The organism is Thioalkalivibrio sp. ALE10 (assembly GCF_000381385.1).
GTDB lineage: Bacteria > Pseudomonadota > Gammaproteobacteria > Ectothiorhodospirales > Ectothiorhodospiraceae > Thioalkalivibrio.
The window spans coordinates 153,196-172,454 of sequence record NZ_KB906450.1 but is presented as its reverse complement, the minus strand read 5'-3'; the positions used below and the strand labels follow the sequence as shown (position 1 = coordinate 172,454).

Annotated in this window: 21 protein-coding genes; 12 read left to right on the top strand and 9 right to left on the bottom strand. The window is 69.8% G+C overall.

Going from position 1 to position 19,259, the window contains the following annotated elements; translation table 11 throughout:
* Nucleotides 1-45: 45 nt before the first annotated feature.
* Together F788_RS0100865 and F788_RS14235 are read right to left on the bottom strand one after the other, a co-directional pair.
* The gene (locus F788_RS0100865; RefSeq protein ID WP_018868813.1) at nucleotides 46-363 is read right to left on the bottom strand and encodes a hypothetical protein; all 318 of its coding nucleotides are present in this window, start codon (nucleotides 361-363) and stop codon (nucleotides 46-48) included.
* A gap of 16 nt (nucleotides 364-379) precedes the next feature.
* Nucleotides 380-502, bottom strand: coding sequence for a hypothetical protein (locus F788_RS14235; protein ID WP_019588959.1), 123 nt, complete (start codon nucleotides 500-502; stop codon nucleotides 380-382).
* A gap of 73 nt (nucleotides 503-575) precedes the next feature.
* On the opposite strand from F788_RS14235, the gene F788_RS0100855 reads away from it, so the two are divergent.
* From F788_RS0100855 to F788_RS0100810, 10 genes are all read left to right on the top strand, one after another.
* Entirely contained in the window at nucleotides 576-836 is a 261-nt protein-coding gene (locus F788_RS0100855; protein ID WP_019588958.1) for a hydrogenase maturation nickel metallochaperone HypA, read from the top strand.
* On the top strand, nucleotides 833-3,181 hold the full coding sequence (gene hypF, locus F788_RS0100850) for a carbamoyltransferase HypF (RefSeq protein WP_019588957.1): 2,349 nt from the start codon (nucleotides 833-835) through the stop codon (nucleotides 3,179-3,181). The genes F788_RS0100855 and hypF overlap by 4 nt, the downstream gene beginning before the upstream one ends.
* 4 nt (nucleotides 3,182-3,185) lie before the next feature.
* On the top strand, nucleotides 3,186-3,443 hold the full coding sequence (locus F788_RS0100845; RefSeq protein WP_019588956.1) for a HypC/HybG/HupF family hydrogenase formation chaperone: 258 nt from the start codon (nucleotides 3,186-3,188) through the stop codon (nucleotides 3,441-3,443).
* Complete coding sequence (gene hypD / locus F788_RS0100840; RefSeq protein ID WP_019588955.1) at nucleotides 3,440-4,528, top strand: hydrogenase formation protein HypD; 1,089 nt, start codon at nucleotides 3,440-3,442, stop codon at nucleotides 4,526-4,528. The genes F788_RS0100845 and hypD overlap by 4 nt, the downstream gene beginning before the upstream one ends.
* Nucleotides 4,525-5,529 (top strand): hydrogenase expression/formation protein HypE, encoded by a 1,005-nt coding sequence (gene hypE / locus F788_RS0100835; protein ID WP_019588954.1) that lies wholly within the window; start codon nucleotides 4,525-4,527, stop codon nucleotides 5,527-5,529. Before hypD ends, hypE begins: the two co-directional genes overlap by 4 nt.
* Before the next feature lie 58 nt (nucleotides 5,530-5,587).
* Complete coding sequence (locus tag F788_RS0100830; RefSeq protein ID WP_019588953.1) at nucleotides 5,588-5,806, top strand: hypothetical protein; 219 nt, start codon at nucleotides 5,588-5,590, stop codon at nucleotides 5,804-5,806.
* A gap of 115 nt (nucleotides 5,807-5,921) precedes the next feature.
* Complete coding sequence (locus F788_RS0100825) at nucleotides 5,922-6,872, top strand: PDC sensor domain-containing protein (RefSeq protein ID WP_018868822.1); 951 nt, start codon at nucleotides 5,922-5,924, stop codon at nucleotides 6,870-6,872.
* Nucleotides 6,873-6,971: 99 nt separating this feature from the next.
* Nucleotides 6,972-7,532: a rhodanese-like domain-containing protein gene (locus F788_RS0100820; RefSeq protein WP_019022597.1), complete on the top strand. Its 561-nt coding sequence runs from the start codon at nucleotides 6,972-6,974 to the stop codon at nucleotides 7,530-7,532.
* Between the two features lie 147 nt (nucleotides 7,533-7,679).
* A complete protein-coding gene (locus F788_RS0100815; RefSeq protein ID WP_019588952.1) occupies nucleotides 7,680-8,522 on the top strand; it encodes a PP2C family serine/threonine-protein phosphatase in 843 nt (280 codons plus the stop codon).
* A 63-nt stretch (nucleotides 8,523-8,585) separates the two neighbouring features.
* Nucleotides 8,586-9,629: a LysM peptidoglycan-binding domain-containing protein gene (locus F788_RS0100810; RefSeq protein ID WP_019588951.1), complete on the top strand. Its 1,044-nt coding sequence runs from the start codon at nucleotides 8,586-8,588 to the stop codon at nucleotides 9,627-9,629.
* A gap of 19 nt (nucleotides 9,630-9,648) precedes the next feature.
* Here the strand turns inward: F788_RS0100810 and F788_RS0100805 are convergent, their stop codons facing one another.
* From F788_RS0100805 to F788_RS0100790, 4 genes are all read right to left on the bottom strand, one after another.
* Nucleotides 9,649-11,349 carry a serine/threonine-protein kinase gene (locus F788_RS0100805; RefSeq protein ID WP_019588950.1) on the bottom strand — a complete coding sequence of 567 codons (1,701 nt, stop codon included), beginning with the start codon at nucleotides 11,347-11,349 and terminating at the stop codon, nucleotides 9,649-9,651.
* Nucleotides 11,350-11,352: 3 nt separating this feature from the next.
* Nucleotides 11,353-11,895, bottom strand: a complete 543-nt coding sequence (locus F788_RS0100800; RefSeq protein WP_018868827.1) for an FHA domain-containing protein — start codon at nucleotides 11,893-11,895, stop codon at nucleotides 11,353-11,355.
* A gap of 76 nt (nucleotides 11,896-11,971) precedes the next feature.
* Nucleotides 11,972-12,520: a copper chaperone PCu(A)C gene (locus tag F788_RS0100795; RefSeq protein ID WP_018868828.1), complete on the bottom strand. Its 549-nt coding sequence runs from the start codon at nucleotides 12,518-12,520 to the stop codon at nucleotides 11,972-11,974.
* A 26-nt stretch (nucleotides 12,521-12,546) separates the two neighbouring features.
* The gene (locus tag F788_RS0100790) at nucleotides 12,547-14,532 is read right to left on the bottom strand and encodes a TonB-dependent copper receptor (RefSeq protein WP_019588949.1); all 1,986 of its coding nucleotides are present in this window, start codon (nucleotides 14,530-14,532) and stop codon (nucleotides 12,547-12,549) included.
* Nucleotides 14,533-14,864: 332 nt separating this feature from the next.
* Between F788_RS0100790 and F788_RS0100785 the strand changes: the two genes are divergently transcribed.
* A complete protein-coding gene (locus tag F788_RS0100785; RefSeq protein WP_019592824.1) occupies nucleotides 14,865-15,830 on the top strand; it encodes a sigma-54-dependent Fis family transcriptional regulator in 966 nt (321 codons plus the stop codon).
* Between the two features lie 3 nt (nucleotides 15,831-15,833).
* Here F788_RS0100785 and F788_RS0100780 read toward each other — a convergent pair whose 3' ends face one another.
* From F788_RS0100780 to F788_RS0100770, 3 genes are all read right to left on the bottom strand, one after another.
* Nucleotides 15,834-17,273 carry a DUF945 family protein gene (locus tag F788_RS0100780; RefSeq protein ID WP_019588947.1) on the bottom strand — a complete coding sequence of 480 codons (1,440 nt, stop codon included), beginning with the start codon at nucleotides 17,271-17,273 and terminating at the stop codon, nucleotides 15,834-15,836.
* 60 nt (nucleotides 17,274-17,333) lie between these two features.
* Nucleotides 17,334-17,900, bottom strand: a complete 567-nt coding sequence (locus tag F788_RS0100775; protein ID WP_019588946.1) for a hypothetical protein — start codon at nucleotides 17,898-17,900, stop codon at nucleotides 17,334-17,336.
* 96 nt (nucleotides 17,901-17,996) lie between these two features.
* The gene (locus F788_RS0100770) at nucleotides 17,997-18,368 is read right to left on the bottom strand and encodes a DUF5362 family protein (RefSeq protein WP_018868833.1); all 372 of its coding nucleotides are present in this window, start codon (nucleotides 18,366-18,368) and stop codon (nucleotides 17,997-17,999) included.
* A gap of 200 nt (nucleotides 18,369-18,568) precedes the next feature.
* On the opposite strand from F788_RS0100770, the gene F788_RS0100765 reads away from it, so the two are divergent.
* The gene (locus F788_RS0100765) at nucleotides 18,569-19,255 is read left to right on the top strand and encodes a hypothetical protein (protein WP_019588945.1); all 687 of its coding nucleotides are present in this window, start codon (nucleotides 18,569-18,571) and stop codon (nucleotides 19,253-19,255) included.
* The last annotated feature ends 4 nt before the right edge of the window (nucleotides 19,256-19,259 follow it).

Below are 19,259 nucleotides of genomic sequence, written 5' to 3'. Positions count from 1 at the left end.
CCGCCCGCCGGGAACGTAAACCTCGCGCCCGCCGCCCCCGTCGCACTATGCCGTGTCGTCGGCGATCTTTTTCGCCACGCGATCGGCGACCTTGCCGCGCACCACCACCTCGTCGGCTCCGGCCTCACGCGCGGCCTTGAGCATGCTCCCTTCCACATGCGGGCCAAAGGCGAGGATGGCGGCATCCGGGCAGCGTTCACGCCAGGTCGACACACTCCCGACGTCCCGTGCACCCAGGTCGATCACGATCAGGTCGGGGGCTGCGGGCTCGCCGCTGCCGGTCACTTCGGCACCGGCCGCGCGCCAGCGCGATTCGAGGCGCACGCGGGTCATCAGGTCGGGGGTGTCGATGTGGATCTGCATGGATGTCGGGCTCCGTTCAGTGGGTGTCCGCCGCCCGTACCCGTCGAACATGCCGGATGACATCCGCGGCGAACGGGATGGAGAGGACGTCGAGACCAAGCAGAAACATCGACGGTTTCCAGGTTTCGTTCTTTTCCATGCCGCCTCCCTGCAGCCATTATAGGAAGGAACCAGTCTACCTTAAGGAAACCGGGACGGGGAGACACTGAACCATGCACGAACATTCGCTTATGGCCGACTTGCTGCGCAAGATCGAGCAGGTGGCGGCCGACAACAATGCCGAGCGCGTGACCCGGGTCCGGGTGTGGCTGGGGGCGCTGTCGCATATCACGCCGGAGCATTTCCGCGAGCATTTCGAGGACGGCACCCGCGGCACAGGGGCCGAGGGCGCCGAACTGGAGGTGGAGACCTCGGACGACGACACCCACCCCGAAGCCCAGCAGATCCTGCTGCGGAACCTGGACGTGGTGTGAACGACCGCGCTCGTGCGCGCTGGCGCCTGATCGTCGCAGGCCGGGTACAGGGCGTCGGTTTCCGGCCGTTCGTCGCCCGTCAGGCGCGTCGGCTGGGGCTGACGGGGGCGGTCGCGAACACCGCGGAAGGGGTCGTGATCGAGATCGAAGGGCCGCAGACGGCACTGAAGTCGTTCCGCCGTTCCCTGGACGAGGACGGCCCGCCGGCCGCACGCGTGGACCTGATCACCGCCACCACGATTCCGCCGCTCGGGGATGCGGATTTTTACGTCCGCACCCATCATGCCGCCGGCGGGGGCGCTCCCGCACTGGCCCCCGACCGCGCGCCCTGCCCGGCGTGTCGGGCCGAAATCCGTGATTCGGCTGCGCGGCGGTTCCGCTATCCGTTCACCGCCTGTGCCGACTGCGGACCGCGCTGGAGCATCACGACCGGCCTGCCCTGGGAGCGGGCGCGGACCACGCTCGCCGGGTTTGCCCTGTGTCCGGCGTGTCTCCGCGAATTCGAGGACCCGGAGGACCGGCGCTTCCACGCGGAGGCCATGGCCTGTCCGGAGTGCGGCCCGCAACTCACGCTGCGCACGCCGGACGGGGACGCGCGGAGCACCGGCGACGCCGCCCTGCGCGCGGGGGTGGACATCCTGCGCGAAGGGGGCATTCTGGCCCTCAAGGGCACGGGCGGCTTCCAGCTGCTGGTGGATGCCACCCGACCGGATGCGGTCGCGCGGCTGCGCCGGCGCAAGCAGCGGCCGGAAAAGCCGCTGGCGGTCATGCTGCCGGGCCGGGCCGAACCGGCATCGCTCGCCCGCATCGACGAGCTCGAGCAGGCGCTGCTGGAATCCCCCGAGGCCCCCATCGTGCTGGTCGAGGGCCGGCCGGAGGCGCCGCTGGCCGAGGAGGTCGCCCCGGGTCTCGGGCGTCGCGGACTGATGCGCCCGTCCACCCCGCTGCACCTCCTGCTCCTGGACGACTTCGGCGAACCGGTGGTCTGCACTTCCGGGAACCGCAGCGGCGAGCCCCTGTGCGTGGAAGGCGACGAGGCGGTTGCCCGGCTGGGCGATATCGCGGACGCGATCCTGGATCACGACCGGCCGGTCGCACGGGCGCTGGACGACTCCGTGTTCCAGGTCGCCGCCGGCGAACCCCAGTGCCTGCGACTGGGGCGCGGCTGCATGCCGACGCGTGTGCCACTGCCTGCGGGGGAGCCCGCGGTTGCGCCCGCGCCGGTCACCCTGGCGCTGGGCGGACAGCTCAAGGCAGCGCCCGCCCTGGCGCTCGCGAACGAAGTGGTGGTCGGCGCCCATGTCGGCGACCTGGAAAGCGATGCGGCATTGCAGCGGCTGAACGGCGAGGCCCGGGCGCTGGGGGAACTCTGCGGGGTGGACATCGAACGGATCGCCTGCGACCGACACCCGGATTACGCGTCCACACGCCTGGCCGAAACCCGGGACCTGCCGCTCACGCGGGTACAGCATCATCACGCCCATGCGGTGGCGGCCCTCGCGGAGCACGGCGTGCGCGAACCGGCGCTGGCCCTGGTGTGGGACGGGGCCGGGCTGGGCGACGACGGTACGCTGTGGGGCGGCGAGTGCCTGAGTCTCGACCGTGACGGTAGCTGGCGCCGCAGCGGGCATCTGCGACCGTTCCGCCTGCCCGGAGGCGAGGCCGCGATGCGCGAACCGCGGCGCGCGCTGCTGGGTCTGCTGCATGCCCGGTACCACGGCGATCGCGCGACCCTCGAGGCCAGTCCCGCGCGCGCCCTGTTCACCGCAGCGGAATGGCAGCCGCTGCTCGCCTGCCTGGACCGGGGGATCAACGCCCCGGTGACCTCCAGTGCGGGAAGGCTGTTCGATGCGGTCGCGGCACTCAGCGGCCTGCGCATCGCCGCCGGCTACGAAGGCCAGGCCGCGCTGCGCGTGCAGGAAGCCGCGGAGGCAACCGGGCCCGCAGACAATGGTGCACAGTACGGCGATACAGACGCGATCCCGCTGGATACCGACCTTGCACCCTGGCAGGGCGACTGGGCCCCGCTGGTCGATGCCCTGCTCGCGGAACGCGCGGCGCGGCCGCTGGACGCACACGCACGCATGGCCACGCAGCTGCACCGCGCGCTCGCAGGATTCGCGGTCGCGGCGGCCCGCGCCAATAACCGGGAAACCGTGGCATTGACCGGCGGATGCTTCCAGAATCGGCATTTGCTGCAACAATGCGTGGACGCCCTGCGGGCGGCCGGTTTCCGCCCGCTCTGGCCGCAGCGCATCCCGCCCGGCGACGGCGGGCTGGCGACCGGCCAGGCCGTGATTGCAAGACGGGCGACCTCGCCCGTGCGAACCACCGACGGAGACTGAGACCATGTGCCTGGCCATCCCCGGCCGCATCGACCATGTGGAGGAAGCGGACGATCCGCTGTTCCGCCAGGCCCGCGTGGCCTTCGGCGGGGTCACCCGCACGGTGTCGCTGGCCTGTACGCCGGAGGCCGGGCCCGGCGACTACGTGCTGGTGCACGCCGGCATCGCGATCGCCACCGTCGACGAGGCGGCCGCCGAACGCACCCTGGCCGCCCTGCGCGAGATCCCCGGGCACGATCCGTCCGCTCCGGAGGGTCCGTGAAGCACCTCGACGAATACCGCGACCCAGCGCTCATCCTGCAGCAGGTCGAGGCGATCCGTGCGGCCTGCAGCCGACGCTGGACGCTGATGGAGGTCTGCGGCGGCCAGACCCACGCGATCCTGCGCCACGGGCTGGACGAGCTGCTGGCGGATACGGTCGAGCCGCTCCACGGGCCCGGCTGCCCGGTCTGCGTGACCCCCGCCGAGACCCTGGACCGGGCCGTGCTGCTGACCCGCCGCCCGGAGGTGATGTTGTGCACCTTCGGCGACATGCTGCGCGTGCCCGGAGCGCTGGGCGATCTGAACGCCGCGCGCGCGGCCGGCGGGGAGGTGCGCGTGATCTACTCGCCGCTGGATGCGGTGGCGCTGGCGCGCGAACACCCGCAGCGCGAGGTGGTGCTGCTGGCGGTGGGCTTCGAGACCACCGCCCCGGCCGCCGCCATCGCGGTGCTGCAGGCCGAGGCCCTGGGCCTGACCAACCTGTCGCTGCTGGTCTCGCACTCGCTGGTACCGCCGGCGATGGAGGCTCTGCTCACCGATCCGGCCAGTCGCATCCAGGGCTTTCTGGCCGCCGGACACGTCTGCACCGTGGAGGGCGCGACCGCCTACCGGACGATCGCCGAACACTTCGGGGTTCCCATCGTGGTGACGGGCTTCGAGCCGGTGGACCTGCTGGCCGGGATTCGGGCCTGCGTGGAGCAGCTGGAACGCGGCGAAGCGCGGGTGGAGAACCGCTACGACCGCGCCGCCCGCGATGACGGCAACGCCGCCGCGCGCGATGCGGTCAGCCGCGTTTTCGAGCCGATGGAACGCGAGTGGCGCGGCATGGGCCGCCTGCCCGCCAGCGGCCTGGCCCTGCGCCCGGAATTCGCGCGCTTCGATGCCCTGAAGCGCTTTGACCTGGCCGGGACCGGATCCGGAGGAGACGGTCCCTGTATCGCCGGCCAGGTGCTGCGCGGGCTGAGCCGACCCACCGACTGTCCGGCCTTCGGCCGCGAATGCACCCCGGATCACCCCTTGGGAGCGCCGATGGTCTCCTCCGAGGGGGCCTGCGCGGCCTACCTCCACTACCGGGGCGAAACATGACCGCCGAGGTCGTGCGGCTGGCGCATGGTGGCGGGGGCCGGCTGCAGGCGAAGCTGCTGGACGAGGTGATCCTGCCGGCCCTGGGCGCCCGCGCCTGCGGCGCCCCCGATGCCGCCGTACTCGATGCGCCAGGCGGGCGCCTGGCCATGACCACCGACAGCTTCGTGGTGCGGCCGCTGTTCTTTCCCGGCGGCGACATCGGCCGCCTCGCGGTGCACGGCACGGTCAACGACCTGGCGATGGCCGGGGCGCGTCCGCTGTGGCTGACGCTGGGGCTGATCCTCGAGGAGGGGCTCCCGCTGGAGGACCTGCGCCGCGTCCTCGCCTCCGTAAGCGCGGCCGCCGAAGAATGTGGTGTGCAGGTGGTGGCCGGCGACACCAAGGTGGTCGAGGCCGGGCATGGTGACGGGGTCTACATCAACACGAGCGGCGCGGGCGTGGTCCCGGACGGGGTTGGCATCGAACCGAGCGCGATCCGGCCGGGCGACGTGCTGCTGGCCAGCGGCGATCTCGGGCGCCATGGCGTGGCCATTCTCGCCGCCCGCGAGAACCTCGGCCTCGAGCCGCCGGTTCCCAGCGACAGCACGTCGGTGGCCGCGGGCGTGGCGGCCCTGCTGGACGCCGGTGTGCCGGTACATGCACTGCGCGACCCCACCCGCGGCGGCACGCTGGCCGCGCTGCAGGAGCTGGCCGAGGTCTCCGGCTGCCGCCTGGTGCTGGACGATGCGGCCATCCCCGTACGCGAAGACGTGCGCGGGGCCTGCGAGATCCTCGGGCTGGACCCGCTGCACTCGGCCTGTGAGGGGCGGTTCCTCGCGGCCGTCCCGGCGGACCATGCCGAGCAGGCACTGGCGATCCTGCGATCCGTTCCCGAGACCCGGGACACGGTCGCCATCGGCCGGGCCGCGGCCGGCGACCCCGCGGTGATCCGGCGCCTGGCCACCGGCGTGGAACGCCGGCTGGTCCTGCCGGCCGGAGAACAGCTCCCGCGCATCTGCTGAAAACCGCGCCGGCACGCGCTATCGTTGGTCGGGCCCGCCACACCACCGGAGACCGACCATGACCCTTCGCCCCCTCGCTCTCGCCCCGCTGGCCCTGGCCTCCAGTCCGGCGCTCGCGCACCCCGGACATGGGCACGGCGACGGCCATTCCCTGCTGCATTATCTGAGCTCGCCGGAGCATGTCTGGCCCGCGGCCGCGGCCCTGCTGCTGGCCGCCGTGATCGGCGGCGCATGGCTGTGGCGGCGCTCGCGCCGACGGAAAGACCTGCGGAGCTGACGGCGGGCACGAATCCTGCTGACAAAACCGCTGAATGCTCGGGAGGGCCGGTCACGACAGTGAAAACCCGGTTCGGGGATAATGCGCGCGCACCAAAAGGAATCGGAAACGCACCATGAACGAACTGAAACAGGCCATCGAGCACCAGCGGGAGTACCTGGAAGAGCGGCTGCATGAGCCGCTGAGCGGGATCGCGGCGCGCCTGGTGCCGGCCTGGCCCCGGCGCGAGGAACTGGACTCGATCCTGGAGGACGGGATCCGGCGGATCCCCGAGGCCACATTCATGTACGCGCTCAACACCCGCGGGATCCAGCTGTCCGATAACATCTCCCGCAGCGGCGTGCTGCCCGAGCACTTCGGCCGCGACCGCTCGCAGCGGCCATACATGAAGGAGGCCGTGCCGGCCGACGGTTTCCTGCTGTCCGAGGCCTATATCAGCCTGCTGGGGCGGCGCCCGTCGCTGACCGCCCTGCAGCTCGTCCGCGACGACAACGGCCGGGCCCTGGGTTTCCTCGGCGCGGACTTCGACCTGCGCAACCTGCCGGACCTGTCGGAGGACCTGTACGAGGAATCCAGCGAGTGGCGTCAGATCAAGGGCGACCCGTCGATCCGCGGCACGCTGTTCCAGCAGAGCCGCACCGAAAGCCTGATGGACCGCAACATGGACACCGCGCTGGCCATCCTGGAGGAGCTGTTCACCGAGCGGGGCGTGTTCCAGGGCGTGTTCCACTTCTCCAGCTCGCGCGCGACCCTGTGGACCACCGAGGATCCGTATCGCTACCGCATCCTGACCCACGAGTCGCTGGCCGACCCGGATGTCTGTCTGGCCTTCCCCCACGAGCCCTACCCGGAGGAGGCACTGATCCCGCAACGGGACATCGGCCGGGTGCTGGACGGCCTGCGGACCCTGCGTTTCGCCGACGACACCGTGTATCTGCGTTCCGCGTCGCTCAACCTGTTCAACGGCATGGTCAGCCTGACCTTCTCCTGCGACGGCTCGCACTACATGACCTCCGAGGAATTCCTCGGGCGTTCCATCGAATTCTGGCTGGGGGCGACCGGCTGATCCGCCCCGGCCTCATACCCCCTCGGGGGCCGGGTCATTTTCCCGGGATCACGGCGCTGCATGTATATTAGGATTCCCTAATAAATACTGGAGAGAAGCATGCAGCGTACCCTCGCCGCCCTGACTCTGGGCCTGGCCCTCGCCCTGCCCGCCACCGCCGTGGCCGACGACGTCCACGAATTCGGGATCTCGCCGCAGGCGACCTACAACCTGGTGCAGGAAGACGGCGATGACGTCCTGTTCATCGATGTCCGCGACCCGGTCGAGATCATGTTCGTGGGCTTCACCGACGAGGTCGATCTCAACATCCCCTTCCTGCTGGTGGACCGCCACGACTGGGATGACGAGAAGAACCGCTTCAACCCCTCGCGTAACCCCGACTTCGTCGACCAGATCGACGCGGCGCTGGAAGAGCGCGGTCTGAACCGCGACGCCACGATCATCACCATGTGCCGCTCCGGCAGCGAACGCGGAGAGCCCAGCGCGGCATTCCTGCGCGAGAACGGCTTTCCCAACGCCCGTTACGTGGTCAACGGCTTCCAGGGCGACGCCATCAGCGAAGGCGAACGCGCCGGCTTCCGCCTGAAGAACGGCTGGCAGAACTCCGGCCTGCCGTGGAGCCGCGAGATGAACGCCGACAAGATCCACCGCAGCGACTGACCCTACCCGGATCCGTCCGGATCCTCCGCGGCCCCGGATGCCACCGGGGCCGTGTCACCCGTTTCGTACTCTCCCGCCCGGGGGTGTCCCGCAATCCCCGAAACCGGCATCATGGCAGGGTCTTCATCCCTCCCGCCGGACTCGGACATGGAAACCGCCTCCGCCAGCGACATCGGGGCGCGCCCCGAACAGCAGGATGCCGTCACCGTCCGGGTCTCCGACGACGGTCGCCGCGCACTGCTGGCCGTCGCCGACGGCATGGGCGGCCACGCGGCCGGGGCCTGGGCCTCGCATACCGCCATCGCCACCATCGAGGCGCACTGGGAGCAGTGCAACGGCATGCCCACGCGTCCGGCCCGCTGGCTGGAAACCGTTGCCCGCGCGGCCCACGACGCCCTGCGCGCGGAAATCACCGACGACACCGCCCCGCCCGGGAGTACCCTGGTGGTGCTGTTCGTCGATGAGTCCGGTGCGTGGTGGGTGCACTGCGGGGACAGCCGCCTGCTGCATTTCCGTGGCACGCGCCTGATCGAACGCACCCGCGACCACTCGCGGGTGCAGGAGCTGTTCGAGGCCGGAATGATCCGCGAGCAGGAGATGGCCACCCACCCGGATCAGAACCACCTGCTCGCGGCGCTGGGCATGCCCGGAGGCCTGCGCCTGGACCACGGACACGCGAAACGCCATCCGGACTCCGCGTTCCTGCTGTGCACCGACGGTTTCTGGGAACAGATCGAGCCGGCGGAGATGGCGGGCCTGCTGGTGTCCGATGACCTGTCCCGCGGGCTCGACGAGGCGGTGCGGGTAGCCGCCAGGCGCGGGGGCCCGCGCGGCGACAACATCGCCGTGGCCGCCTGGCGCAGTAGCGCCCCCCGGGGCTTCGATCGCCTGCGCCATCGGGGCGGGTCGCTGGTCCCGTCGACGCTGCTGGGCGGGATCATCCTGCTGGCGGTGCTGGCGATCCTGTTCTGGCCGGTCGGCGGCGGATGAGCGGAAATCACCAAACCCGCATACTGCAGAAAAAGTGAAGCCGTTCACATAATGGATCGCCCGATGCCCCCCTCCCGTTTCGTCCGCGCGCTGTTGCTGCTGTCCCTGCTGTCCCTGACGGGCGGCTGTGCACTGCTGGAACAGGAACCGGACGCAGACCCGGAACCGACCCGGGACCCGCAAGCGACGGATGAACCGCCGGAAGCAGCCCGGTCGGACGAAGAACGCGCCTCGCCGCCGACCCTTGCGGGCATCCTGAACCGGCTGCAGGCAGGCGAATGGGACCGGGCGGAGGCCATGCTGGAGCAGTTCCGGGAATCCCGCCCCGAGGACCCCACCGCGCGCTCGCTGCAACGTCAACTCAAGGAGGACCCGGAAACGCTGCTCGCCGACGGCGAGACCCGGCATACCGTGGAGGCGGGGGAGACCCTGGGTCTGATCGCCAGGCGCTACACCGGCGACGCCACGCAGTTCGTGATCCTGGCTCGGCTCAACGACATCCGGCGGCCGGAACACCTGACCGTCGGTCAGCAGCTGCGGGTTCCCTCGCCCGCCGACCCGCAGGACGCCGGCGAGCCCGGTGTCACCCCCGATCTCGACGAGCAGCTGCAGGCCCTGGACGCAGGCGCGGAAGACGGCTCGGGCGAACGCGGGGAGTCCTACCGCATGACCATCCGCGCCGACCTCGACGCCGGGCGCCACGAAGCGGCCTACGAGACCGCACGGGCCGCCCGGGAAGCCGCCCCCGGGGAGGCCTGGGACGACTGGCTCGACCCGCTGGAACGGGAGGCCGCGGCGGCCCATTACGAACGGCGCGGCCTGGATGCGCGAGACCGGGACGACGCGGACGCGGCCAGGGACTGGCTGGAACGCGCACTCGAGGCGGAACCCGGGCGCGAACCGGCACGAACCGAACTGGCGCGTCTGCGGCGCGCGGAAGCGGAGACCCTGCACTCCGCCGCGATCGTCCACTACCGCAACCAGGAACTCGAGCGGGCCATTGAGCTGTGGGATGCCGCGCTCGAGCTCGATCCCGACTTCGACGCGGCGGAAGGCTATCGCCTGCGCGCCCGCGAGCTGCAGCGGCGCCTGGAGAACATGGAGTAACCGGCCGGACCGCGGCGGACTATCCGCTGCGTTCGTCGCCGCCCGGGTCCGCGCCGGGCGGCCGTTCCGGTGGAGCCACTGGCATGGTCCGCGTGGCGGAGGCATCGTCCTTGTGCCCCGACGGCGCCGGGTCCGCAGCCGCCCGCTTGACCCGCGCTTCCAGCGAATCCGCCATGGCGTTGTAGGCGGAGAATACGCGTTCGAAGTCGTCCCGCCGCCGCACCCGGATACGGGTATCCAGCCGCCCCTGAGCGATCTGGTCCAGCGCGCCGCGCAGGGTTTCCATCGGCACCTGCAGGCGCCGGGCAAAGACATAGACGCCCAGCAGCACCGCCAGCACGGTCACCACCGTCAGCATGAGCAGCGCCATCATGGTGGTGCGCCCCGCTTCCTGCAGCGAAGAGGTACTGAGCGCGACCTGCAGATGCCCGAGTTCGAAATCCTGGAACCGCACCGGCGCCTCGAACAGGAACACGTCGTTGCCGTCCGGACCGGCGGTGGACCATACCGTGCGCCCGTCGCGCGAGAGCAGAAGATCCTCGGCTGGCGGCTCGTTGCGCGGCTCGCCCAGCGCCTCCGGATCGGAGCTGGCGACGATACGTCCGTGCCGATCGCTGACGGACAGCAGTTCGATCTCGCGATTGGCCTGCATGTCGCGCAGGCGCGCCTGCATCGCGATGGAATCCTCCAGCAGCAGATCCTCGGCGCTCTCCACCGCGATGGTGCCCGCGAGCGTGGAGCCGTAATCGAAAGCGAGGTCGGTCATCACCTCGTTCTGTTTCTGCTGCACCAGGAAGGCACCCACCGCCAGCGTGACCGCGACCAGAGCCCCCATCACCGCGGTCCAGCGCAGGCGCAGAGGCACGATGCGGCGCCCGGCTCCGGCGCGTTCGCGTTCGGCGCGCTCGTCCTCGATGCGCTGCAGGTCCACCAGCAGCTCGGCGGCCGACTGATACCGCCGGGACGGGTCGCGTTCCAGCAGCCGGCGCACCAACGCGACCAGGTCTTCCGGGCAGTCGCGGATGATCGGCCGGGGTTCCGGCACCGGCTCTTCCAGGACCCGCTGCAGGACCCGACCGGCCTCGCCATCGAGAAACGGCCGATGCCCGGTGAGCAGTTCGTACAGCACCACGCCCATCGACCACAGATCGCTGCGACCGTCGGCATCACCGCCGCGGATCAGCTCGGGGGCCATGTAATGGGGGGTCCCGGCCGACGCGGTGTGGTCCTCGGCGCGCCATTCGGGGTCGAACAAAGTCTCGGCAATGCCGAAATCCATCACCTTGATGTTGACCGTGGCACTGGTGACGAGGATGTTTTCCGGCTTGATGTCGCGATGGATGACCCCGTGCCGGTGCGCATAATCCAGCGCCTCGGCCAGCTGCTGCGCCACCTTGAGAAAGTTGCGCAGCAGCAGTGGACGGAACTGTTCGGCGTAGGCATCCAGCGTCTGCCCCTCCACCAGCTCCATGGCGATGAACGGACGGCCCTCGGCTTCGCCCACGTCGAAGACCGTGACAATACCCGGGTGGGTCAGCGTACCCGCGGCACGGGCCTCGGTCAGGAAGCGCTGGCGGTATTCCGGATCGCAGGCGTAGTCGTCATGCAGGATCTTGATGGCCAGAGTCCGACGGATCTGCGGGTCATACCCCTGATGGACCGTCGCCATCGCGCCGCGGCCCAGCTCCTCCCCTACTTCGTACCGGCCGAAGCGGCGCATGAATCAGGCCAGGACCTCCAGCCCGATCCGTACCAGCACCGCCACCACCAGCACCGCGGCACCGCCCGCCAGCCAGGCTCGCCAGCGCGGACGGCGGCCGGCCAGGGGCAGACCGGCCCCGGCATGATCCCGGTGATGAAACACGAATTCGGCCCCGCCGAAGCGCACGCGGTCGCCCTCACGGAGCGTGGCCTCGTGCACCCGCTCGCCGTTGACCCAGGTGCCATTGGTGGAGAGCAGGTTCATCACCCGGCATTCGCCGTCCTCGTTGATGACCCAGGCGTGCTGGGAGGACACGCTCGGCTCCTGCAGGACGATGTCGTTGTCGGACTGACGCCCCAGCGAATGGCGGCCGGGGCGCATGAGCAGGCGTTGCTGCTTGAACGGCTCGGCGACCCCCACCAGCACCGGAAGGTCACTCTCCTCGACCTCGGTGCCGGCGGGCTCCGGCGGGGCCTCGGGCAGTTCGCCGCGCTGAAACAGCATGGTGCCCTGCGGGCCGTTACGGTCGCGGCCCTCGCCCCGTCCCTCGGAATGCTCGTTCATGCTCCCCCCGTGAATGGACATACGGGATGGAGTATGCCCGCACCCCCGGGAGGGTCACAACGATCTGGATCAATCCTCAGTGCCCGTGGTGACCGGACCCGTGGCCATGGCGCGACCCGTCACCATCGCGTACCGTGGCCTCGAAGCGCGCGGTTTCGCCCGCGGCCGTCTCCAGGGTGACCGACACACGCTGATCCCGCTCCAGCGGTTCATGCAGATCGATCAGCATCACGTGCAGGCCACCCGGCTCCAGCGCGGTCTTCCCGCCGGCCGGGATGGTGATGGCCTCGACCTCGCGCATGCGCATCACGCCTGCGTCATCCTGCACGTGGTCGTGCAGCTCGGTGACCCCGGCGACCGGCGATTCGCCCCGGACCAGCTCGATGTCCTCGTCGGTATGGTTGGCAAGGGTCAGATACGCCGCGGTCGAGCCCATGCCCGGCGGCATCATGCGCACCCAGGGCTCGGACACGATTTCCAGGCCCTCCGGACAGTCGCAGGCGAAGGCCTCGTCCGTGCCGTGAGCCGGTTCTCCGGCCGTGGCGCCGGTGGCGACCAGTGCCAGGAATGCGGCACCGGTCAGGGCCGCACGGCCCGGGCGAAAACACTGCAGCCAATGGATCATGCGATGCTCCTCCACTCTTTCATTTTTCAGAATTCAACATTCCACTGGGCCCAGACGGTCCGCCCGGGCTCGTTGACCGGCCGGGTGGCCGCTCCCAGTTCGGCACTGCCGCGCTGGATGTGCTCGCTATAGGTGCGATCGAACAGGTTGTCCACGCCCACGGTCAGCTGCGAGTTCCCGAACAGCTCCACCCCGCCGTACAGCGCGACGGTGGCAAAGCCCGAGGTCTCTCCGGTGTCCAGGCTGTAGATCGTACCGTGATCCTCGTGGATGCGGTCCTGACGCATCACGCCGCGGACCTGCAGCCCGCCGAAATACGTCCCCGACGCATACTCCGCACCCAGCGTCGCTTCCGCCGGCGGGGTCTGCGCCAGGGGCACGTCGTCCGTGGTGTTCTCCGAGCGCACCCAGGCGGCACTCGCGTTCACGGTCCACGCCGACGTCAGTTCCCAGGCGCCGTCCACTTCGAAGCCCCAGGTCCGCGCATCCACGTTGCGCGTGCGATCCCCGGGCTGCGCCACCAGGATGTAGTCGTCGAACTCGCCGTAGAAACCGGACAGCGAGGCACGTAGGCGCGGCCCGTTCCAGGCAATGCCCGCATCCAGCTGGGTCAGGACCTCGGTATCCAGATCGAATACCCGCCGGCGTTCCCAGAAATCCGCCGCACGCTCCGAACGTCCGATCCCGACGTGCCAGGCCAGCGACCGCTGCGCCTGCTCCTGTTCGTAGCGCAGGAAACCGCTGGTGGCGGTCGCACGCTCGCGGTCGCCGTCGCTGGCGCCACCAAAGCCGTCGCGCTGCGCCTCGGCCCGGGTCCGGTCAACCCGCAGGCCGCTCACCACGCGGCGCCGCGCATCCAGCGGGATCTCGAGTTCGCCGAACACCCCTGCGTCGCGGAATCGCGCGGTATCCTCGCGGGCGACATCGCGCCACCCGAAGGCGTCCGGCCCCATCAGGCGGTTCCCGCTGTGGCGGTTGCGGCTGTAATCGAACCCGGCGTGCAGGGCCATGTCCCGCGGCAGCCGGAAATCCCCGGCCACCCGCGCCCCTTCGGTGATGCGTTCGGGGTAGCTGACCATGGGCATGCCCGGAGGCTCCCGCAGGGTGTAGTTGTCCATCACATGGTCGATCTCGTTGCGGAAGACCCGCGCCTCCAGGGTCTCGAACCAGGGCGCGAGATCATCGCGGGTAAGCGCAAGGCTGTAGCCGGTGCGGTCGAAGCGCACGCCGTCCATGCCACGGTCGTCGTAAGCGGCCTCGGCGTCGGAACGGTCATACGTGAACTCAATGAGGGTCTGCTCGTCAGGGCGCCAGCCGGCGATCCCGGTGCCACTCCAGCGGGAATACCGCGAGTGGACCTCGTTGCCATCGCCGTCGCGGTAATCGTCCTGATCCGAGAAGGTGCCGATGGCACGCAGATAGCCCGCGGAGGACCCGGTCGCCACGTCCGCCACCAGGTCGGTGCGATCGAAACGCCCGACGGTCAGGCCCGCGAATCCGGTGACCTCCCCGGCCTCCGTGAACACCGGCGCGTCCCGCTCGAAACGCACCGTACCGCCCGACACGGCACCGTGCCGCACGCTCTGCGGACCCTTGCTCACCTCGATGCGGTCAAAGGCCTGCGGATAGGCATACGCCGTGGGCGGGTCCATGCGCCCGCCGCAGCCGCCCAGCACCGGATCGTCGTCCAGCAGCAGCGACAGTCGCGAGCCTCCCAGGCCTCGCAGGGCCGGATCGCCACTGGTACCGCCCTTGCGGCTGGTCACGAATCCGGGGATGGAGGCCAGATACGCCCCGCCATCATGCGCCGGCAACGGAAGCCGGGGCTGGCGTGGATCGGTACTGACCCGCCCGGGCCCCTCCATGGCGGGAACCGTTACCACCACCGGGGCCAGCCGCGCCGGATCCCCGGCCTGCGGCGCAGAAGGCCCTTCGGCCGCCACGGGCGCGGCCGCGGCACCGGCGATCGCCAGGGGGATCCAGCGGCACCGGAATCCATGCAAATGCTTCATGATTTCTCTCCGTCCTTGTTCTTGTCATTGGTGTCGTGCGACCGACTCGCCAGCAAGCACCGGGCCAGGTAGGGGCCAGGTACGGGCACCAACAAGGATCGGGAAACCGGAATGGCGGACTGCGGCGCCCGAAGCACCATTGGGAGCACCACCGGAGGTGGCCGGAACCGCCACGCATACACGGCAGCCCCCGGGGCCGGTGCGGGATTTGCCACAGCGGATGGGAGAAACGCCGCAGTTGCGAACCGGACGCGGACGGATTCCCTTGCCCGGGCACGGACTCTGGGGCAGGCTATGCAGTCATGCCGCAAGCGCCTGGCGGCCGGGAGGAGATGTTGGTCGAATCAGAAAATACCGCCGAACATTTCGTTGGGAGCTCGCCCGAGCTGCAGGCCGTGCTGCGTCAGGCCAGCATGGTGGCGGCCACCGATGCCACGGTGCTGGTGCTGGGCGAGAGCGGAACCGGCAAGGAACACCTGGCGCGCCACATCCATGCCCGCAGTCGGCGCCCGGACGGACCGCTGGTCACGGTGAACTGCGCGGCCCTGCCCGAAGAACTGGTCGAGTCCGAACTGTTCGGCCACCGCCGCGGGGCCTTCACCGGCGCGAACGACCATCAACCGGGGCTGGTGCGCCAGGCACATGGCGGCACGCTGCTGCTCGACGAGATCGCCGAACTCCCGGCCGGGGCCCAGGCCAAGCTGCTGCGCTTTCTGGAAAACGGGGAATGCCAGCCGCTGGGCGCGGCCGAGGCGGAACAGATCGACGTTCGCGTGATCGCCGCGACCCACCAGGATCTGCAGCAGCGCGTGGCCGACGGGCGTTTCCGCGCCGACCTGTACTATCGCCTGCAGGTGGTGCCGCTGGAGATGCCGCCGCTGCGCAGCCGCCAGGGAGACGTGCGCCGTCTGGCCGAACACTTTCGCGTCACACTGGCGGAACACCACGGCGTGGAACCGCCGCGGTTCACGCCCGCACTGCTGCGCTGGCTCGGCCAGTGGCCCTGGCCCGGCAACGTGCGCGAGCTGAAGAACCTGGTCGAGCGCTGCGTAATCTTCATGAGCGGTGCCGAGGTCAACCCGGGCGATCTGCCCGATGCCTGGCTGCAGACCCCGCAGGACCAGGCCGGCGGGCCGTTCGTGATCCCGCCGGGAGGGCTCAGCCTGGAGCGCCTGGAGATGGACCTGATCCGCCAGGCCCTGGAACAGACCGCCGGCAACCGGTCGCGGGCCGCCCGCCTGCTGGGGCTGACCCGCGACACCCTGCTCTACCGCATGAAGAAATACCAGATCGCCTGATCGCTATCCCTGCAGCAGCATCATCAGGTCGGTGACCGCCATCATCGGCTCGCCATCGACCACGATCATGCCCTCGGCGACCTCGACGTCCAGCCGGACCCGGTCATCCTCCACCGTGAACAGCGGGAACTCGCGCGCGCCCTGCATCAGCATGGCCACGATTTCCTCGGCCTCGCGATCCACCTCCGCCGCCGGCCGATGCGGCTCACGCAGGGCCATGTCCTCGCGCACCGAGGTGCGGATCAGCCCCCGGTCCACGCCCGCCTGCAACGAACCCGACAGATACTCCAGCAATCCCGGGCCCTGCCAGGCGGCTGGCGGGATCTCGCCGGCCCGCAGCGTCAGGCTGCCGTCCAGGGCATCGCCCCGGGCGTCCACCACCCGCAGTTCCCGCAGCTCCAGAGCGGCCCCGTGCGAGGCGGTATCCATCAGCCACTGCTGATACAGGGCGTCCACATCCTCCAGCGCGTGCACGCCGGCTTCGACCTCGCGGCCCAGACGCCCGGCCTCGCGGACGGCGGCGGCATCGAGGTCCAGATGCAGCTCGGCGCGGAACTGCTGCAGACCGGTCAGGCCTTCCGCCCGGGTCTCGCCCAGCTCCAGACTCAGGTCACTGCGCGAACGGCCGTCGGTCTCGCGGGTCACCCCCGCCAGACGCAGGTCGCGCATGCGGAAAGACCCGTCGTCGAACTCACCCTCGATCCCGTCCAGCGCGAGTTCGGAATCGCCTTCCACCAGCAGCGAGTCGACGATGACGAGGTTGTCGCCGCGCATGCGCAGGCCGTCGATCCGCAGATCCACCTCGCCCGGCACGCCGATCCAGGCCCGGGGCAGCTCGGCGTGCAGCGCCTGCAGACCGGCCTCGCCCGCGATCTGTGCGGAGGCCTCCCAGGCGTCCCACGACAGCTCGCCAATGCGATGCTGGCCGGCCATCAGCAGATCGCCGTCATAACCGGTGCCCTGCAGATGGATGCGGGTGTCGCCCCCGGGGCGATGGGCGACCTCCAGCGTGGCCCAGTGATCCTGCTCCAGTGCGGGCAGGTCGGCCGCCACCGCCTCGGCCCACGGCAGCGTGCCGGCGGCGCGGAACGGCTGGCCGCTGACCCAGCGGGCGAGGCCGTAATCCTCGACCTCCATGCGCCCACTGGCACTCACGCTCGGCTCCGGCGTGCCCTGCAGTTCCGCCAGCGGCTCGTGCAGCGGGTTGTCGGACTCCGGGCGGTAGCGGAAGCGATAATCGACCGTCCCGGCATCCCGGTCATAAGCGAGCCGGATCACGTCGAACTCGTCCACCGCCGCGGCATCCGCCTCGAAGCGGTCGAGCGCCTCCTGCAGGCTGTCCTGCGCCTGCGCCTGAACCAGACGGTCACCGCCCGCCCAGGCCGCTCCGCCCAGCACCACGACACCGACGGCCACGCCGGCCTTCGCCAGTCCACTTGCCATAATGACTCCCTTCTTTAGTGGGTGTTGCCAGTGTGCCCCGGGCGAGCAACGCCCGGGGGCTCAGTCGTCGTCCGCGGTCACCAGGGCCGCCGACCCCATCAGCTGGCCCCGGCCGTCATCGTCGGCCGGTGCCAGGCTCAGGGTGAACAGCTGCTTGAGAGGGGCTTCGGGCACCGCCCATTCCCAGGATACGGTACGCGTCGGGCCGCGCCCCGGCACATCCCGGGTGTCATCGCGGACCTCACGGGCCTCGATCGGGTCGGGGGCCTCCGAGATCAGACGCACGAACGCCTCGTGCGCATGCTCGACATCGGCGCGACGCGCGTGCACCGCACAGAACGTGTCACCCTCGGGAAGGGCCAGCACGAAACGCCCGGCCTCGGACTCCAGACGCCAGGCTTCGCCTTCCTGGCCGCCCAGAAACGGCGCGGCCAGCTCCGGACGCAGCAGATCGTCTTCCTCCTGTTCGGCCCGCAGTGCCTCCAGATCGCTCACTCCGCTCAGACAGGAATCCGCGTAGGCACGCGTGAAGGCATCGGCTTCCGCTTCACCGGCATCCGGCCCGGCCAGCACGGAAGCGGGAAGCAGAAGCGACGCGGCGAACAGCACGGCTGGCGAGCGGGTCATCACGAACCTCCGGTCTGGACGATGGACATACCGGAGAAGCTATGACGACGGACCGCAAAAGGCAATGGGCCACGGCTGGCGACCCGACTGCCCGGGTTACATGCCCTGAAGCTCGCTCATGCCCATCATCCCCGCGCCGATGCCGAACAGGAAACCCAGCACCATCAGCAGGATGTAGACCAGCAGGAGCACGCCCATGATGGTGAAGTGGGTGCGCAGCCGGCCCATGGCATTCTTCGCCTCCAGCTCGTCATCGCGCTCGTAGGCGCGGGCGAAACTGCCGGCGGCCTGCATCAGCACCACGCCGGCCCAGATCGGGATCCAGGCCACGATGATGCCGATGATCGACAGGGCCGTGAGCACCCCGGACAGGATCAGCATGACCCCGATCAACTGCATCCAGAATTTGCCGCGATAAACCGGCTCGATGAGTTCGCGCACGCCGGTCGTACTGGTTGTCTCGTTCATGATTCCCCTTTTCTCTCCCTCGGTGGCAGGACGCCCGCAGCCGCCGACGCCTTCCCGAAGTGTAGCAGCCGGACCGCGCGAACTTACCTGCATGTTTGCAGGGGGCACGAGCCGGGGCCCGCGAGGGCGGAGAACGGCAGGCCCGGCGAGGCGTGATAGGCTTCACAAAAACACGGTGAAAGCGGCGGGAAGAGAAAGCAATGAGCGAAATCACCTATCGCCTGGAACGCAGTGACGGCAGCGAGTGGTGCTACCAGGTGGATATCCACCGCTCGCGGGACCCGGCGCGCCACAATGACGAGGCCCATCCGGACTGGACCCGCCTGGAATGCCGACAGTGCGAAAACTGTCCGCTGGACGCGCGCACCGTGGAATACTGCCCGGCGGCCATCGAGTTCGCCGATATCGCCCGGCATTTCGCCGACAGCCCGTCGGTGGAACGCATCCGGGGCCGCGTGGACACCCCCGCACGCAGCTATCTGAAAGAATGCGACGTCCAGGAATTCCTGCGCTCGCTGTTCGGGCTGATCATGGCCTCGGGCGCCTGCCCGATCCTGTCGCGGCTGCGCCCGCTGGCGGAATTCCACCTGCCGTTCGCCACCCTCGAGGAAACGCTGTACCGCATGGCGGGGACGTATCTGGTCCGTCAGTACCTCGACCGCCGGGAGGGCGAAGCATCGCCGGACTGGGACATGGAGGGGCTGCAGGAACTGCACCGGGAGCTGAACACGGTCAACCGTGCCCTGATGGAGCGGATACGCCTGGCATCGCGGCGCGACGCCAACATCAATGCCATGCAGAACTTTGTATCCATCACCACGATCGTCGAGATGGACATCGACGCGAGCATGAGCCAGCTGCTGGGCACCCTGCGCCAGGGGCTCTGAACGC

Bases quoted from the DNA above. Each gene is read 5' to 3' on its own strand.
- F788_RS0100865 (WP_018868813.1), bottom strand. From the start codon at position 363: ATGCAGATCCACATCGACACCCCCGACCTGATGACCCGCGTGCGCCTC.
- F788_RS14235 (WP_019588959.1), bottom strand. From the start codon at position 502: ATGGAAAAGAACGAAACCTGGAAACCGTCGATGTTTCTGCTTGGTCTC.
- F788_RS0100855 (WP_019588958.1), top strand. From the start codon at position 576: ATGCACGAACATTCGCTTATGGCCGACTTGCTGCGCAAGATCGAGCAG.
- F788_RS0100845 (WP_019588956.1), top strand. From the start codon at position 3,186: ATGTGCCTGGCCATCCCCGGCCGCATCGACCATGTGGAGGAAGCGGAC.
- hypE (WP_019588954.1), top strand. From the start codon at position 4,525: ATGACCGCCGAGGTCGTGCGGCTGGCGCATGGTGGCGGGGGCCGGCTG.
- F788_RS0100830 (WP_019588953.1), top strand. From the start codon at position 5,588: ATGACCCTTCGCCCCCTCGCTCTCGCCCCGCTGGCCCTGGCCTCCAGT.
- F788_RS0100825 (WP_018868822.1), top strand. From the start codon at position 5,922: ATGAACGAACTGAAACAGGCCATCGAGCACCAGCGGGAGTACCTGGAA.
- F788_RS0100820 (WP_019022597.1), top strand. From the start codon at position 6,972: ATGCAGCGTACCCTCGCCGCCCTGACTCTGGGCCTGGCCCTCGCCCTG.
- F788_RS0100815 (WP_019588952.1), top strand. From the start codon at position 7,680: ATGGAAACCGCCTCCGCCAGCGACATCGGGGCGCGCCCCGAACAGCAG.
- F788_RS0100810 (WP_019588951.1), top strand. From the start codon at position 8,586: ATGCCCCCCTCCCGTTTCGTCCGCGCGCTGTTGCTGCTGTCCCTGCTG.
- F788_RS0100805 (WP_019588950.1), bottom strand. From the start codon at position 11,349: ATGCGCCGCTTCGGCCGGTACGAAGTAGGGGAGGAGCTGGGCCGCGGC.
- F788_RS0100800 (WP_018868827.1), bottom strand. From the start codon at position 11,895: ATGAACGAGCATTCCGAGGGACGGGGCGAGGGCCGCGACCGTAACGGC.
- F788_RS0100795 (WP_018868828.1), bottom strand. From the start codon at position 12,520: ATGATCCATTGGCTGCAGTGTTTTCGCCCGGGCCGTGCGGCCCTGACC.
- F788_RS0100790 (WP_019588949.1), bottom strand. From the start codon at position 14,532: ATGAAGCATTTGCATGGATTCCGGTGCCGCTGGATCCCCCTGGCGATC.
- F788_RS0100785 (WP_019592824.1), top strand. From the start codon at position 14,865: ATGTTGGTCGAATCAGAAAATACCGCCGAACATTTCGTTGGGAGCTCG.
- F788_RS0100780 (WP_019588947.1), bottom strand. From the start codon at position 17,273: ATGGCAAGTGGACTGGCGAAGGCCGGCGTGGCCGTCGGTGTCGTGGTG.
- F788_RS0100775 (WP_019588946.1), bottom strand. From the start codon at position 17,900: ATGACCCGCTCGCCAGCCGTGCTGTTCGCCGCGTCGCTTCTGCTTCCC.
- F788_RS0100770 (WP_018868833.1), bottom strand. From the start codon at position 18,368: ATGAACGAGACAACCAGTACGACCGGCGTGCGCGAACTCATCGAGCCG.
- F788_RS0100765 (WP_019588945.1), top strand. From the start codon at position 18,569: ATGAGCGAAATCACCTATCGCCTGGAACGCAGTGACGGCAGCGAGTGG.